The following is a 15,120-nucleotide window of genomic DNA, read 5'->3' on the forward strand; positions in this document are numbered from 1 at the left end:
GTTGCTCGCGCAGTTCCAGCGGCACTCGGTCGCGAACATCGGAGACGCACTCGGGCGCCTCGGTATGCCCGACGGTGGCATCACACCTCTCTGGGAAGGCTGCCGTGCCGTGGGCAGCGCCCTGACGGTCCTGACGGTCGCCGGAGACGATCTGGCCGTGATCGACGCCGTCGCGCACATCGAACCCGACGACTTCCTCGTCATCAACGGATTCGGTTACCCGGGCCGGGCCGTGATGGGCGACATCCTCAGCCAATACTTCTCCTCGCGGGGAGCCGTGGGAGCGATCGTCGACGGCGCTGTCAGGGACCGCGACGAGATCCGGCAGCAGCAGTTCCCCGTTTGGTCGCGCTCGGTCACGCCGGCAGGGCCCTGGAAACACGGCCCGGGAGCCGTCGGGACGCCCGTCGCCATCGGTGGTGTCGTCATCAACCCCGGTGACGTGGTCGTGGCCGACGCCGACGGCGTCGTCGCATTGCCCCTGAAGAAGGCGCATGAAATCGCCGCCGAGCTGGCGCGGATCGCGGAATCCGAGCAGGGCATGCGCACGCAGGCCAAGCAAGCGCCCACGAAATGAGCCGCGTAGATGAAGAGGACGCTCATGCGCAGGGATCAGCGGTTGAACAACGCCAAGCTGATCCAGGCCGCCGCAGAGCTTTTCAAGCGTTGCGAGCAGCCGATCAGCCTCGCCGACATCGCTCGGCAGGCGGATGTGTCGGTCGCGACGGCTTACCGGCACTTCGAGTCCGCGGACGACGCCCTCAGCGCCTACCGACGGGACATCGTGAGCAAGTTCCGCGATCACAGTCTCGAGCAGCCGAGCAACGGTCTGGCCCTGCTCGAGAGTGTCTGCGGCTTCTGGGTGGACCTCATCCTCGCCGAAGGCGCGGCGCTGGTGCACCGCCGGTCCTCGGAAGGGTTCCTCGCGCGGTACAAGGCCCAGGAGCCGTACTTGGAAGGCCAGGCGGAGGCCCTCGCCCGCCCCATCCGCGAACTCGTGACGATTCTCGGGGTGGGCGAGCTCGCCGGCGTCGAGGACGAGGCCGCCTTCCTGTGGAACGTCCTCTTCGACCCTCGGGAGATCTTCGACCTGCGTGACACGCTCTCACTGCCGCCCGCTCAGATCACGCGCCGACTGGTATCGGCGTTCCGCGGCGCACTGCTCGGCTGGGCGACTGCTCGGCTGGGCGAACCAGCCTGACCGCGAGGAAGCCGTCTCTCCGCACGCGCAGACGGGCGGGACCTTTAGCAGCCCCAGATTGTTGTGAGGAAGAGGACGATGACTGCACCCATCACCGAGACCGGGCAGCTGGGCAGCCGACGCTTCCGTCTGGATGACCGCTACCGCCGCGAGGAAGGCGTCGTGCACCTCTCCGGGATCCAGGCTCTCGTCCGCGTTCTGCTGGACCGCTCCCGGCGTGACAACGCGAACGGACTGCGTACCGCGACATTCGTCTCGGGATACGAGGGATCACCACTCGCTGGCTACGACATCGAGTTGGGCCGACGCGGGGCGTTGTTGCACGAGCACGACATCGTCCACAAACCGGGTCTGAACGAGGAGCTCGCCGCGACCGCCGTCATGGGCAGCCAGTTGGCCGGCCAGGTCGGCGCTTCGCGGTGCGACGGCGTCGTGGGCATCTGGTACGGCAAGTCCCCCGGTCTCGATCGCGCCTCCGACGCTCTCCGCCACGCGAACCTGGTGGGAACCGGCCCTTCCGGCGGTGCCGTCGCGCTGGTCGGCGACGACCCGGGAGCCAAGTCGTCCAGCGTGCCGTGTGCCAGCGAGGCGACGCTCGCGGACCTGGCGATCCCGACGCTGTACCCGGCCGATGCCCAGGACATCCTCGACTTCGGGCTCCACGCGCAGTTCCTCTCCCGGTTCAGCGGCCTGTGGTCGGGCCTGAAGATCACCACCGCCGTGGCGGACTCAGCGTCCACGGCCGTCGTGGCACGCGAACGGATCACGGGCACCGAGGGCGACGGGAGCCCCAGCCCGCACAAGCCGAGCTCCATGCTCCTGGGCGCCAACCTCATGGCCCTCGAACGCAGCCTGCACGACATCCGCCTCCCTCGTGCCGTGGCGTACGCCCGCCTCAACCGCCTCAACCGCCTGGTCCAGCGCGGGCCGTCGGACACAATCGGCATCCTGACATCCGGCAAGACCTACCTCGACGTCCGCGAGGGCCTCCGCATCATCGGCCTCACCGACACAGACCTCGCACGGTACGGCATCAGGATCCTCAAGCTCGGCATGATCTTCCCCCTCGAACGCGACGCCGTCATCGAGTTCGCGGACGGTCTCGACCAGCTGGTCGTCGTCGAGGAGAAACGGCCGTTCCTCGAAACCGCCGTCAAGGAGATCCTCTACGGCCGCCCCAACGCCCCGGTCGTCCACGGCAAACAGGACCAGGACGGGCGATCGCTGTTCAGTCGCTCAGGAGAGCTCGACGTGGACAGCATCGCCACCGGACTGTCCAGGGTGCTCGCTCCGCTCGGCATCGAAGCCGCCCGCGCATGGCGTCAGCGGCCCAAAGCGCGTACGACGTTGGCGCTGCCGCTTCTGGCCCGCAGCCCGTACTACTGCTCGGGGTGTCCGCACAACACCTCGACCACCGCTGGCGGGGACTCACTGGTCGGCGCTGGGATCGGCTGCCACTCCATGGTCGTGTTCATGGATCCCGAACAGGTCGGCTCGGTCGTCGGCATGACCCAGATGGGCGGGGAAGGTGCTCAGTGGATCGGGTTGGAGCCGTTCGTCGACGCCGACCACTTCGTGCAGAACATCGGTGACGGCACCTTCATGCATTCGGGCAGTCTGGCCGTCCGGGCAGCGGTCGCCGCGAGGGTGAACGTCACGTTCAAGCTGCTCTACAACGGAACGGTCGCCATGACCGGCGGCCAGGACGCCGTCGGCGCCCTGCCGGTCGACCGGCTCGCCGCCACGCTCCTCGACGAAGGCGTCGCCAAGGTGATCATCACGACCGAGGACAGGGCCCGCATCCCCTGGGCCCGGCTTCCGAAGTCGGTGAAGGTTCTCGACCGGGCCGAGATCGAGGAGGCGCTGGCGGAGCTGAAGGCCACTGCCGGTGTCACCGTCCTCATCCATGACCAGGAATGCGCCGCCGAGAAACGGCGTGCGCGTCGGCGCGGCAAGGCCGAGGCGCCGACGACGCGCGTGTGGATCAACGAGCGCATCTGCGAGGGTTGCGGTGACTGCGGCCGCAAGTCGAACTGTCTGTCCGTCCACCCGGTCCCGACCGAGTTCGGCCGCAAGACCAGGATCGACCAGTCCTCGTGCAACCTGGACTACTCGTGCCTCGACGGCGACTGCCCGGCGTTCATGACCATCACGCCCGCAGGCAAGCCGAAGCGCGCCGAGCTTCCCGCCCTGGGGGCCACCGACATCGCCGAGCCTGCCCGCGCGGTCGGCGCCGACTCCTTCGGCATGCGGATCACCGGGATCGGGGGAACCGGCATCGTCACCACCTCGCAGGTGCTGGCGACCGCGGCCGTCATCGACGGCCGCCACGCCCGCAGCCTCGACCAGACCGGACTGGCCCAGAAGGGCGGCGCGGTCGTCTCCGACATCAAGATCACCGAGGGTGTCGTCGAACAGGGCGCCAAGATCGCCGAGGGTCAGTGCGACCTCTACCTCGCGTGCGATCCGCTCGTCGCGACCGACCCGAAGTACCTCTCCGTCGCCTCCGCGGACCGCACCGTCGCCGTCATGACCACGACCGAGATACCCACCGGGCAGATGGTGGTCGACACCGCCGTCAGCTTCCCGGCTCCCGATGTCGTACGTCATGCCGTCCACGACGCGATGCGCCAGCTCATCGCTCTGGACTCCGGCGCGCTGGCCGAGCAGCTGTTCGGCGACGAGCAGTACGCCAACATGCTCCTGGTGGGCGCCGCTTACCAGACCGGGCTGCTGCCGATGTCGGCTTCAGCCATCGAAGAGGCCATCACCCTGAACGCAGTCGCCGTGGAACGCAATGTGCAGGCCTTCCGGCGAGGCCGCCAGGCGGTCGCCGACCCCGAGGCGCTGAGTGCCACGCTTGCCGACCCGACGCTCCCAGACGTGGAACTGCGGCTGCCCGCCGGGATCACCGAGCTCGTGGCGTTGGTCACCGATGATGAGGAATCGGAGCTGCATCGCCTCCTCACCGTGCGCGTGGCCGACCTCATCGACTACCAGGACAGGCGCTACGCCCGCGCCTACGTCGACTTCGTCCAGACGGTGGCGGCCACGGAGCGCGCTGCCGCCGACGGCTCGACCGAGCTGACCGAGGCTGTCGCCCGCTGCCTCCACAAGCTCATGGCCTACAAGGACGAGTACGAGGTTGCACGACTCGCCATCGACCCGGCCGTGGACGACCACATCACCGCGGCATTCGGAAGCGGGAGCCGACGCTCCTACCGTCTGCATCCGCCCGTCCTGCGAACCCTGGGCATGGAAAGGAAGGTCGCTCTCGGAAGCTGGTTCCGCCCGGTCCTCAAACTGCTGCGTGGGCTGCGGCGCGTTCGAGGAACCCGCCTCGATGTGTTCGGACTCCAGCACATGCGACGCATCGAGCGCGATCTCATCGCCGGGTACCGGGAGTCGATCAAGACCGCGCTCGTGCTCCTGAACGAGGAGAACCTGGCCGAGGTTCGCCGGCTCGCGGAACTGCCCGATGCGGTCCGTGGATACGAAGGCGTCAAACTCGAGGCCATTGAGCGCTACCAGGCCGAGCAGGCGCGCATACTCGGCGAGTTGCGGGAGAACGCGGACCCCGTCCCGACGGAAGCCGGGCAGGGCCGTTGAACTCGATGTGAGGCAGGCCGTCTCGCGGGAGCCATCGGCTCAGGGAGTACGGCCGTCCGGACCGGAGGCTCGCCCACAGGTCCGTTGCCCCGCCCCGGACGCGCGCATGGTGAAACTGACACCAGGCCGGTTCGGTACGGGACCCGGTCGGCATGATTGGCCACTCCAACGAGACGCCCAGCTGTTCGGTTCCGTGATCGCCCGCCGTGCGGCTACTTCATTCCCGTGGTAGCGATTCCCTTGACGAGGTAGTGCTGGCCGACCAAGAGGAAGACGAAGGCCGGGATCAGCCTGATGACGGACATCGCGAACCGCGTTCCCAGGGCTCGGTGGCCGAGGACGACCTCGTCGCCGGCCACGAGCGTGAGGGCGGCCCGGATTTCTCGTCTCGGCGCTCCCATGGTCGAGGTCTGCCACACCCTGTGGAATCGAGACGACGCCTGCTTCGCGGTCCCCTGGCGCGGCAAGGGGGAGACCGAGGTGGCGGCCCCACCATGGGCCACGGCATCCATCAGTTCCACTTCACCGTCACTGCTGCGGCTTGGCAACAAGATCGGGAAGCCCACCGACGCAGAATGTGTGGGTGCCCGCGCCGAGTTCGACCCGTGCGGCGGCTGATCGCAATGTTCTCGGCCTGGAGTTCGAAGGCGATCCGTGACGCCGACCACTTCTGAGTGCGGCGAAGGTCCTCGATCCGGGCCACGACCTCGGAGTTCGTCGCTGTCGGCTGACGGCGCGGTGTCGAGGATCGATCCAGCAGGCCGAGTTCACCGTGGCGGCGATAGCGGTTGACCCACTTCGACGCGCACGCCCTGGAGGTTCCCATCTCTGCCGCGACGTGCGCGATCGGTCGCGTGCGGTAGCGCTCGACCAGACGGCGCCTGCCCTCAACGGAAAGAGGCGCATTGCGATGCGACATGTCCGAGTTCCTGGCCTTCGTCGGCGTCGGGGTCAGCGCGCGGCGAACTTCGAATCTGCCGCGATGAGCGCGACCGACTCGCTGACCGCCTCCAGCGCCGCTGCCCTTTCCTGGTCGGTCATGTGGGCCGGTCCATAGGTGACTATGGGGTCGAGGACCTGGTAGCCGACGAACTCGAGCATGCCGCGGTGGATGTGGAACAGGAAGTCGTCCATCGGGCCGAAGGTGCCACCGGGCCGGAACGACTCACTGGGCCCGCCGGTCGTGAGCAGCAGCATCGCTTGCTTCCCGGCGAGCGCTGCGTCGCCGAAGAGTCCGTGGTCCCCGCCGAAGACCCCGCCCATCACGAAGACCCGGTCCACCCATCCCTTGAGGATGGCGGGCAGCGAGAACCACCACATCGGGAACGACAGCACGAGCAGGTCAGCGGCGAGCAGCCGATCGATATGAGTTTTGACGGCCGCGTCGAGGGTCCCGTCCTTGACCGCGCGCATCTGCTCGGCCTGCGGCTTGAACGGGCCGTCCGCCGGTGCGAATTCCTCGCGGGCGAGGACCGGGGCCCAGGCGTCGGCATAGAGGTCGAGGACGTCGACGCGGTAGCCGGCGTCGCGCAGAGCCTGAGCCGCGGTGGCCATCTGGGCGGTGCTGAACGAGTGGGGCTTCTCAGGGTGAGCGTGAACGATCAGGGCGGTGGGGGCAGCATCAGAGGTCGACATGGGGAGATCATATCGACGTATTGCGATGCGTTATCAGATGGCGGTGCTGATCGCCCGCGCCACCTGCGTCAGCCGCTCTTCGTTGCGCCGGTAGTGAGTCCACTTGCCCACCCGGGTGGGACGCACGAGTCCCGCCCGCTCCAGCGTGCTCATGTAGCTGGAGACGGTCGACTGTGCGAGCCCAGACTTCACCTGAATGTGCGTGACACACACACCGACCGACTGGCGGTCTGCGATCGGCTCGTACTCGCGGAAGTGCGTGTCGGGATCCTTCAGCCACTGCATGATCTGCAAACGGGCAGGGTTGCCCAGGGCCTTGAACACCTCGATCAGGTCATCCGGCCCCGACCCCGATCCGGCCGTCACGGCCATAGTCACCTCCCTCACCAGACACTCCGACGCACCACGATATCTCGATACCTGATCCCCGACGGCCGGACTGATGGTCGACGCCGTCAACAACGCCGTGTCTCGCAACAACTAGCACTGAGCGTCACACTCACGCTTCCGAGTCGAGCGCGAAACCGAGCACCTGAAGATTTGGTGAGCCCTCACCTGCCACCTTAGCCAGCGAGCAATATGAGCGACCTCTTCCAAGCCGACGCCGGACGGCTCCCCACCGGCACAACCCGCCACGCACAGAGCTCCCATCGGTATCAGTCGACAGGGGCTCCTCACCTCTCACAAACAGGGGCAACGCGCCGGAAATACAGGGACCTGCCCTGCGCATCTCTCCTTGCCGTGGGCCACCTGGACCGCACAAGACGCGATCTACAACCTGCGCCAAGTCGTACCACCGGGACGCTCCCGCCATTGATGCCCGACATCCCGATCCCGCCTCGCAAGATCCGGACCAGGCGCGGGCCAACTCCGCTCCTCACCAAGCGATTTCATTCATTTCCGCAGGTCAGAAGTACATGTGACCGTGTACCGCCAGCAGACGAAGAACCTGCCGGCGGTCATACCGCACAGCACGCGCCATATCGGACGAAAATTGCGATGCGAGGGTCAGGCAACCTCGCCTTCATCGGCCAGTCCTCCTAGCGGTGGCGGCGAAGTCTGTTTCGCGTCAACTACCGGCAGAATTCGGAAAGTTCACGATTCACCATGCATCTACTCCGGTACTTTCGCGAAGCATTCAAGTCGCAGGCCGACGTAGCAGGGGGACTCGTGAGCGACGACAGCGACAGCCATGGCCAGCCTCAGCTGCTGATCTCTGTGATCGACGACGATCCGTTGAGGGCGCGCAGCGATGCCCGCGAACTGCTGGCCGAGGTGTCCGGGGCCGATCCGACGGCCTCGCTGCGTCTGCCTTCATCCGGCCCCAGTAAGGACACCGACAAGGGTGGCGACGTCGTAGGCGTCGTCGGTCTGGTCCTGAGTGCCGGCTCGTTCGCCGCATCCTGTGTTCAGGTGTGGCTGGCCAAAATACCTCAGCGCACGATCATCGCGACCCGCCCCGGCGGAGCCACCTTGCGGATCACAGGCCGCGAGGCCCGCGAGGACGACGAACGTCTCGAACGATTCCTGACCCAAAGCTCCTTGGCGGTGGACACTGCCGTGGCCGACGGCGCAGCGGGCCGGGACGACAACTCCGCGGCAGGCTGATCGAGGGTGCGCAACAACGACCGATACGCCCTGTTGATCGGCGTCTCGACGTACGACAGCGACCACTACCACGACCTTCCGGCGGTGCGTGCCGATCTGCACTACATGCAGGCAGTCCTGCAGAGCACGGAGATCGGCCAGTACAACGACTGCGAAATGGTGCCCGAGCCGACGCGTGCCGAGATGCTGCACGCCATCGAGTCGTTCCTGGAGGAGCGCCAGCAAAGCGAGACCGCACTGCTGTACTTCAGCGGGCACGGGGAGTTCTGCGAAACCGACAACCAGCTGTACTTCCTCACCCGCGACAGCGACCCCACCGATCTTCCTCGCACCGCGGTGTCGGCGGAATTCCTCGAGCGGTCCCTGCAGTCCTGCCGGGCCGCGTCCAAAATCGTGCTGCTCGACTGCTGTGCGAGCGGCTCGGTCGTCCAGGGCTGGCGCGCCAAGGGCCGGGACGATGCAGATTCTGACGAGGAGGAGCGCAGCACCCTGCTGCGGCCCACAGGCGTCTACTTCATCACCGCCTCCGACGCGCTGCAGCCCGCCTCCGCCATGGCTCCCGAAGGATCGACGCTCGGTACCTCGCGGTTCACCGGCGAAATCATCGAGGGGCTGCGCAACGGGCGGGTCAAGGACAGCGGGTGGATATCGCCGGACGACCTCTTCGAGTATCTGACCGCACAGATGGTGCGCAAAGGCCTGCCGAAGGAGCAACGTCCGACCAAATCCACCATCCGCGCCACCCACACGCTGTACTTCGCCAGGTCCGTCGCGCGCCCGGTCAGTCTTCCCGCTCCGCCCGATGAGCCTGCTCCGCCGTCAGCCGCGCAGCTGAAGGCTCGGGAGCGGGCCGCAGCCGACGCCGAAAACGGCAACGACTGGCAGAGGCTGCTGCGTTACTACGCCCAGTGCCTGAGCGCACAGGCAGCAGCGAGCATGCTGCCCGATCGCCGCAACGGGCGGAACTCGCAGTACTTCCTCGTGGCCGAAGGGCCCGAGACCATCCAGTCCGGTCTGGGCTCGGCGCTGCCAGCTCCGGCACAACTGCCCGGCGCACACGCTTCAGGCACCGGCACCGCAAAGGGCCGCTCGGGACAGGACGCAGGCCAGCACGAGTACTGGTACGGATATCCCGCCGTCACCCTCCCCTCCCGTGGCGAAGGCGGCCGCCGCACGGACGTGGGCATCGCGCCGCTGCTCATCCAGCAGATGGAGCTCACTCCGGACGAGAGCGGGCGACCCGTACTCCGCGCCAGCGGTGTGCCCTCCCTCCACACCAAAGTGGTCACCGAGCTCCTCTCCGAGGACGAGGCCGCCCAGTTACTCGCCCGCTGGCAACCGACATGGCAGCACGGCAATGACGCGCAGATGCTCACAGCCGTACGGGAGTTGCTCGGCGCGCTGGGATTGCCGGAACTCGAACCGCTCGATCCCTCCGCTCTCCGCGCGGAATCCGTGAACGAGGCGTTGCGCCCGGGAGCGCACAACGCCGCGGTCATCCTCGCCCCTTCGAGCGTGGAGCGGTTCGCCACCGATGGCCTGGTGGAGAATCTGCTGGCCATCTCCACGCGTACGGACGAGATCCCTGGTACGGCTCTGGACGCCCTGCTCAACGCGGCCGCCCCTGGTCCAGAAGCCGATCCGGTCCTTGTGATCGCCGCCGGACCGGCCAACGAGAGCCAGGAACAGGTGGTCATCTCAGCGATGACGCAGCCCCTGACCGTGGCCACCGGTCCGCCCGGCACGGGAAAGAGCGAGGTCGTCACCTCCGTGGTGGCCACGTGCGTCGCGGCAGGCGAATCGGTTCTCGTGGCCTCCACCAACAACGAGGCGGTCGACGTCGTCGCCCAGCGGTGTGACGACATCGCCCCTGGACTGCTGATGCGCACCGGCAACGTCGACGCCCTGGTGAAAGAAGCCGAGAAGCTGGAGCGGCTGCTGTCGGATGCGCCTCCTCAGCCCGGCCGCAGCTCAGCGACGGTGGCGGGCGAGCTGCGCAACCTCCGCGCTCGGGCCGCCGTTCTGCGCGACCAGGCCGGCCGGCAGGTCGAAGGCGAGGTACAGCTCGCCGGGGTTCTGCAGCAGCGTGCGGAACTCGCCGAGACCATCGGACTTCCCCTGTCGCTCCTGTCGCAGGTGTGGGCGACCGGCGACCATTCGGCGCTCGCCCGCTGGGAAGCACGGGCTCGCACGGCCGCAGCGGCGACGGGCTGGTGGGGACGCTGGCGGCGCAAGCGAGCGATGAAGGCGTTCGTCTCGGCGGCCGGCCCCGGGGTGGCACCGCAACTACCGGCCTGGGCCGGCGAGCAGCCCGTCGCACCGGGCCTCCTCGACACGATGGCAGACGTGACGGACCTGGAGCGGCAGACGCGTGAGCTCACACCTGCCCAGCTCACGCACGACGAGGAGGCCGTACGTCAGGCTCGCGCGGACTGCGCCGCGACCCGCGCCGAACTGTCGACAGAGCTGTGCACGGCATTGTCGGCGGAGGCACTCACCCGCGGGCGCTCTCTGCTGGACCAGCGACTTCAGACTCTGCGCCAGCGCAAAGGGACTCAGCGCGGCCAGCTGAATCTGATGCGCCACCTGAAAGGGTGGGCGATCACCACGCACGCCGTGCGCCAGCTGGAGCCGACCGCGAAGCTCTTCGACCTGGTCGTCATCGACGAGGCCAGCCAGTGCTCCATCGCGGCGGTGCTGCCGCTGCTCTTCCGCGCCCGACGGGCTTTGATCATCGGTGATCCGATGCAGCTGAGTCACATCCCCGGCATCTCACCGGAGCAGGAGCGCCAGGCCCGTGCCAAGGCGGGGCTGAGCGCGGCCTGGCTGGAGGACCGCCGGCTCGCCTACCACGTCCACTCCTCGTACCATGCCGCCGCGCAGAACGGCGAGGCCGCCCTGCTCCTCGACGAGCACTACCGCTGCCATCCGCAGATCGCCGACGTCGTCAACGGCCACTGCTACTCCGGCGCCCTGGAGATCATGACGGACGTACGCGAGCAGGTACCCGCCGTCGACCTCATGGGCACCGGGGAAACCGCTCCCGTACTGGCCTGGGCCAACGTGCCTTCCAGCGAGTCGGCGCAGGGGCCCGGCGGAAAGTCGTGGCACAACCCGTCCGAGGCCGCCGCCGTGGCCGGCATCGTGCGGGAGCTGCTGCACCACCTGCCAAGAACCGCAACCGTGGGCGTGGTCACCCCCTTCCGCGCGCAGAAGGACGCCCTGGAGCGCATGGTCGGCAGCGACCAGGTGCGGGTGGGCACGGTCCATGCCTTCCAGGGCGGCCAGCGCGACGTCATGGTCCTCAGCCCGGTGGCGACCGTCAACACGCCTGCGAGGACGGCCCACTGGGTGGCGAGCCAGGTCAACCTCTGGAACGTCGCGATCACCCGCGCGAAGTCCCAGTTGATCACCGCGGGCGACCACGGCTACTGGCAGCAGCAGACCGGCCTCCCGCACCTGCTGTCGTCCCGCTCGGCGTTGTGGAGCCGAGCACAGGCTGCCGACACACACCAGGCTCCAGTACACGAGCCCAGGCCCCGGCAGGACCCGGCCCGCAGGGACCTCGCCGATACCGTGCAGCAGTTCCTCGCCTCGCGGGGCGTCGTCGAGCTGGAACGGGACGCCATGGTCGGCGGACAGCGGATCGACCTGCTGTTCACCGCGCCCGAGGGCAACACCGCGGTACTGGTGGACACCGGACCACTGCCCGGCCGTGATCCAGCACGGCACCTGCGCTTGATGCACCAGCGAGCGGGCCTGCTCATCGGGCTGCCCTCCGGCGGCCGGGGTGCGAAGGCCGGCAGCGTCGAACGAGTTCTCCGTATCCCCGCGTGGCGCATTCTCGCGGGCCCGAACGTACTGGCGCCGCTGCTCGACTGAGTGACCGGTCGGCCGGGCACGGCTGACCGGACATCCGACCTGGGGAGGGGCAGTCGTGACGAGCACCATGAAGACCGAAGAGGTCCTGCACAGCCTCCAGCGACAGGTGACCGTACCCGTCCATTCCACGCGAGAGCTGGTGGGCAAGGTCGAGGAAGCCGCCGCCGACAAGGAACGTGAGCGCCACGAGACGTTCCAGAAGCGGCAGGAGGAGGGCAAGACCAAACCGGGCGACACCTACGAACCGCTGCGCCGCAAGCCGGGACTGCGCCCGCTCCCCAGCCAGGAACTCGGCGTGACGGTACGGCTGACGTTCTGGGACATACTGCACCACCTCGGCCGCGGCCTCGCCCTGTCCCAGCGCGGCGCATCGCGTGGACTGGCCGAGCACTGGGGCAGCCTCAAGTACTGCCAAGCGCTCGTGGCGGACGCCGAAACCTATCTGAGGCTGTCCGAAGAGGGCGAACGGATCGCCATGTACTACAAGGCGCTGCAATCCGAGGAGCTGGGACAAGCCTTCGCTCTAGCCGTCAGCGAGCAGATCCTCACCCGCCGCTATCCCGACCACAGCGTCTCCATCGTCCGCGCCGACACCGCGCTGCGCGCCGGCTGGACGTTGACCAGCCGGGACAAAGCGAAAACGAAGACCGTCGGCTACCACTACCGCCCGCAGTTCTTCGCCGAAGTCTGGAAACCAGGCGAGCCCTCACGCGTCTTCCCGATCGCCTGCAAGGGCAACCACAGCGACCGGCAAAAGGCATATGAGCAACTCGCCTCAGCAGCAGTCCATGCCGACGGCGTGCACATCGGAGCCTGGAACGAAACTCCGGCCCTGCTGTTCAGCACGGAAATCTCCCTGACCGACCCGCTCACCGTCCACGCCCTGCACGCCGACGGCCCCGGCGGCTGGCTCCCCATCCCGGAAGGCACACCCACCGCAAACATCGGCCTCCCTCTGGAGAACGAGAACCCGAGCATAGGCATCCTGAAACCAGGCAAGGGCAAGGACCCCGACACCTCCGAGCCCGGATGCCAAGTCGGTCCCGATCCCAAGTACTACGAGTGGTTCCAGCGCGCCCTGGCCCGAGTCGGGGCCGCCGGACTCACGGCCTTCGCCGGCGACGGCGAATCCACCGCCGCACTGCTCAACACACGGCAGGGCAGGGAGTTCTTCCAAGGCTTTGCCCACGCCTCGGCTGGCAGTGTCCAAGACGCGCGCTACACCCTGCTGGTGGAGGAATTCGAGGGCACGGACCATGTCTTCCGGCTCAACGGCGAACGGGTCCAGGCGTTCTCAGGCGTAGCCAAAGACATACTCGATGCCCTCGTCACCAGGAAATTCGGCAATCGACATGCCGATGTCGCCGCCTATCGACAGCGAGTACACGAGTGGAAAGCCAAGCGCCACGGGACGTTCTGGGATCACAAGTGGGGCGGCGTGGTCTCGATCAGCCCAGACGGCACGGTGCTGGCAATGCGGCAGATACCACCGTTCGACGACGAGTGATCCGCACGGTCCGGAGAGCAGAGACCACTTCGAAGCGAAGCAACCTAGCGCCGGATCGCCGGTTAGCCCAACCGGCGATCCCGCGCATCATTGATGGTCCATCGCAGGTGCGATTTCGAGCTGGGCGGCCTGCACATCGGCATTGACCTCGGCGCGCGATGGGGCTCGACCACTTTGAAAGGGACTGAAGAATCCACAATGCACAGCCAGAGCAACGAGCTGCAAGGCGCCAAGTACAGCCCCGCGCGTATCCGCGCCACCTGGGACGGAACGGGGAGTGTGGCGGACGCCTCCAGGGCGCTGGGGTTCTCGCGGGCGAAGGGCTACGACCTCGTGCGCCGGGGGGAGTTCCCATGCCGCGTGCTGCGCGTCGGCCGTACGACACGCGTCGTCACTGCGTCCTTGCTCCGCGTTCTTGAAAGCGGAGAGCCGGAGTACAACAGAACCCAGGCCAGCCCCTGCACGCGATCATAGACCGCTGCGCACAGAAGCCCCGCCGGAGCCTCGGCGGGGCTTCGTCGTCTCACGGTGATCCGTGAGAGGAAGAGGCCCCATCGAATGCTCCCGTAGAGCCTCTTCCTCTCACCCGCGCTCTCACAAGCGTCTCACCAACAGCGTCGACGTACCTGGACCACAAGAACCTGACCTGCGAAAACGCTCCCGATCTAGACCACTTGGACGACACAAGACGCTTCTGACAACCTGTGCCATGTAGTACCGAGGGACGGCCCCAAGATTAGGACTGGGGCGTCTTGTGGCCCGTCAAAGCGGTATTGCAGGCTGTTCATCGGTGTCTCACTCACCCGCCTGAGCCTCTCATCTGTCACGGACGCCCCTATAACGGGGGGTCGGTGGAGACCGTCCGGACCAGGTTGAAGACCTCGCGGGCGGCATATCGCTTGAGGCAACGGATGATCTCACGACGGGATTTGCCTCCTGCGGCAAGGTGCTCATGACACCGGTCACCGACGCCGCGGGCCTCACCTTCGCCCGTCTGGAGGACAGCACGGGCCACCACTTCGTCGTGTTCTCCGCACCCGCCCCGTGACGGTCCCGCGCGCAGCGGGCCGCCCCGCCGTGCGCCGTCCCCGGCGGACCGGCTCTCCGAGATACCGCGCGTCATCCGTCGACGGACCGGCCCTCTGACAGATCCCGGGCCGTTCCCCCAGCACAGTCCAGCACTGTCGAGAACCCACGCGTCAGCACCCGGAAGGTTCCCGACTGTCCAGCGCCATCGGCGAGGACATCCCCGTCCGCGTCTACGGCGGCCCCACCGCCCTCATCGAGCACGGCGGTCTCCGGTTCATCACCGACCTGGCATCCGACGCGCCGGGCGAGTAACCCAAGCCCCTCGGTGGCGCCCGCATGGACTTCGCCTTCGAAGGCGTAACGCGCTCCCTCGACAGCGCCTTGGCTCCGAGGCCGCCAGGATCCTCGGCGCACGCCGGGTCATGCCCGCTCACTACGACAGCTGGGCCCACTTCAAGGAGGGGCGCAAGGAGATCGAAGCCGCGGTCTGCGAGGCCGGCCTCGCAGACCGCCTCGACTCGCCCGCCAGGCCACCGCGCAGCCGTCGATACACCGTCGGCAGTGCACTGCGCCGGGGCCGGGGGGGGGCACGACCCACCCCGAGAACCCCGACCGGACGCCCCCCAAAGAGAGGAGCTTAAGCGGCAGG

Annotated in this window: 9 protein-coding genes and 3 pseudogenes; 7 read left to right on the forward strand and 5 right to left on the reverse strand. The window is 67.6% G+C overall.

Annotation, left to right across the window (positions count from 1 at the left end; translation table 11 throughout):
- Nucleotide 1 precedes the first annotated feature (1 nt).
- The 3 genes from PV419_RS30980 (at nucleotide 2) to PV419_RS30990 (ending at nucleotide 4,810) form a co-directional block, all read left to right on the forward strand.
- Nucleotides 2-577 (forward strand): RraA family protein, encoded by a 576-nt coding sequence (locus PV419_RS30980; protein WP_319694602.1) that lies wholly within the window; start codon nucleotides 2-4, stop codon nucleotides 575-577.
- A 9-nt stretch (nucleotides 578-586) separates the two neighbouring features.
- Nucleotides 587-1,201, forward strand: coding sequence for a TetR/AcrR family transcriptional regulator (locus tag PV419_RS30985; protein WP_319694604.1), 615 nt, complete (start codon nucleotides 587-589; stop codon nucleotides 1,199-1,201).
- 78 nt (nucleotides 1,202-1,279) lie between these two features.
- Entirely contained in the window at nucleotides 1,280-4,810 is a 3,531-nt protein-coding gene (locus PV419_RS30990; RefSeq protein WP_319694605.1) for an indolepyruvate ferredoxin oxidoreductase family protein, read from the forward strand.
- Between the two features lie 212 nt (nucleotides 4,811-5,022).
- On the opposite strand, the gene PV419_RS30995 is transcribed toward PV419_RS30990, so the two are convergent.
- A complete protein-coding gene (locus PV419_RS30995) occupies nucleotides 5,023-5,211 on the reverse strand; it encodes a hypothetical protein (protein WP_319694872.1) in 189 nt (62 codons plus the stop codon).
- Here PV419_RS30995 and PV419_RS31000 point away from each other — a divergent pair.
- A pseudogene (locus PV419_RS31000) lies at nucleotides 5,198-5,328 on the forward strand (gfo/Idh/MocA family oxidoreductase); the annotation flags it as partial. The gene PV419_RS30995 and the pseudogene PV419_RS31000 sit on opposite strands and share 14 nt — an antisense overlap.
- Nucleotides 5,329-5,414: 86 nt before the next feature.
- Here the strand turns inward: PV419_RS31000 and PV419_RS31005 are convergent.
- From PV419_RS31005 to PV419_RS31015, 3 genes and pseudogenes are all read right to left on the reverse strand, one after another.
- Nucleotides 5,415-5,729 (reverse strand): annotated as a pseudogene (locus tag PV419_RS31005) (helix-turn-helix domain-containing protein); the annotation flags it as partial.
- A gap of 32 nt (nucleotides 5,730-5,761) precedes the next feature.
- Nucleotides 5,762-6,445, reverse strand: a complete 684-nt coding sequence (locus PV419_RS31010) for an NAD(P)H-dependent oxidoreductase (protein WP_319694606.1) — start codon at nucleotides 6,443-6,445, stop codon at nucleotides 5,762-5,764.
- Between the two features lie 33 nt (nucleotides 6,446-6,478).
- A complete protein-coding gene (locus PV419_RS31015) occupies nucleotides 6,479-6,817 on the reverse strand; it encodes a metalloregulator ArsR/SmtB family transcription factor (RefSeq protein ID WP_319694607.1) in 339 nt (112 codons plus the stop codon).
- 798 nt (nucleotides 6,818-7,615) lie between these two features.
- Between PV419_RS31015 and PV419_RS31020 the strand changes: the two genes are divergently transcribed.
- Genes PV419_RS31020 through PV419_RS31030 form a run of 3 tightly spaced genes read left to right on the forward strand, consistent with a single transcriptional unit; the run spans nucleotide 7,616 to nucleotide 13,442 of the window.
- The gene (locus PV419_RS31020) at nucleotides 7,616-8,053 is read left to right on the forward strand and encodes a hypothetical protein (protein WP_319694609.1); all 438 of its coding nucleotides are present in this window, start codon (nucleotides 7,616-7,618) and stop codon (nucleotides 8,051-8,053) included.
- Nucleotides 8,054-8,059: 6 nt separating this feature from the next.
- Nucleotides 8,060-11,935, forward strand: a complete 3,876-nt coding sequence (locus PV419_RS31025) for a caspase, EACC1-associated type (RefSeq protein WP_319694610.1) — start codon at nucleotides 8,060-8,062, stop codon at nucleotides 11,933-11,935.
- 55 nt (nucleotides 11,936-11,990) lie between these two features.
- Entirely contained in the window at nucleotides 11,991-13,442 is a 1,452-nt protein-coding gene (locus PV419_RS31030; RefSeq protein WP_319694612.1) for a hypothetical protein, read from the forward strand.
- A gap of 704 nt (nucleotides 13,443-14,146) precedes the next feature.
- Here PV419_RS31030 and PV419_RS31035 read toward each other — a convergent pair.
- Nucleotides 14,147-14,269 (reverse strand): annotated as a pseudogene (locus PV419_RS31035) (3-oxoadipate enol-lactone hydrolase); the annotation flags it as partial.
- Between the last annotated feature and the right edge of the window lie 851 nt (nucleotides 14,270-15,120).

It is taken from the genome of Streptomyces sp. ME19-01-6 (assembly GCF_033793745.1).
Classification (GTDB): Bacteria; Actinomycetota; Actinomycetes; order Streptomycetales; family Streptomycetaceae; genus Streptomyces.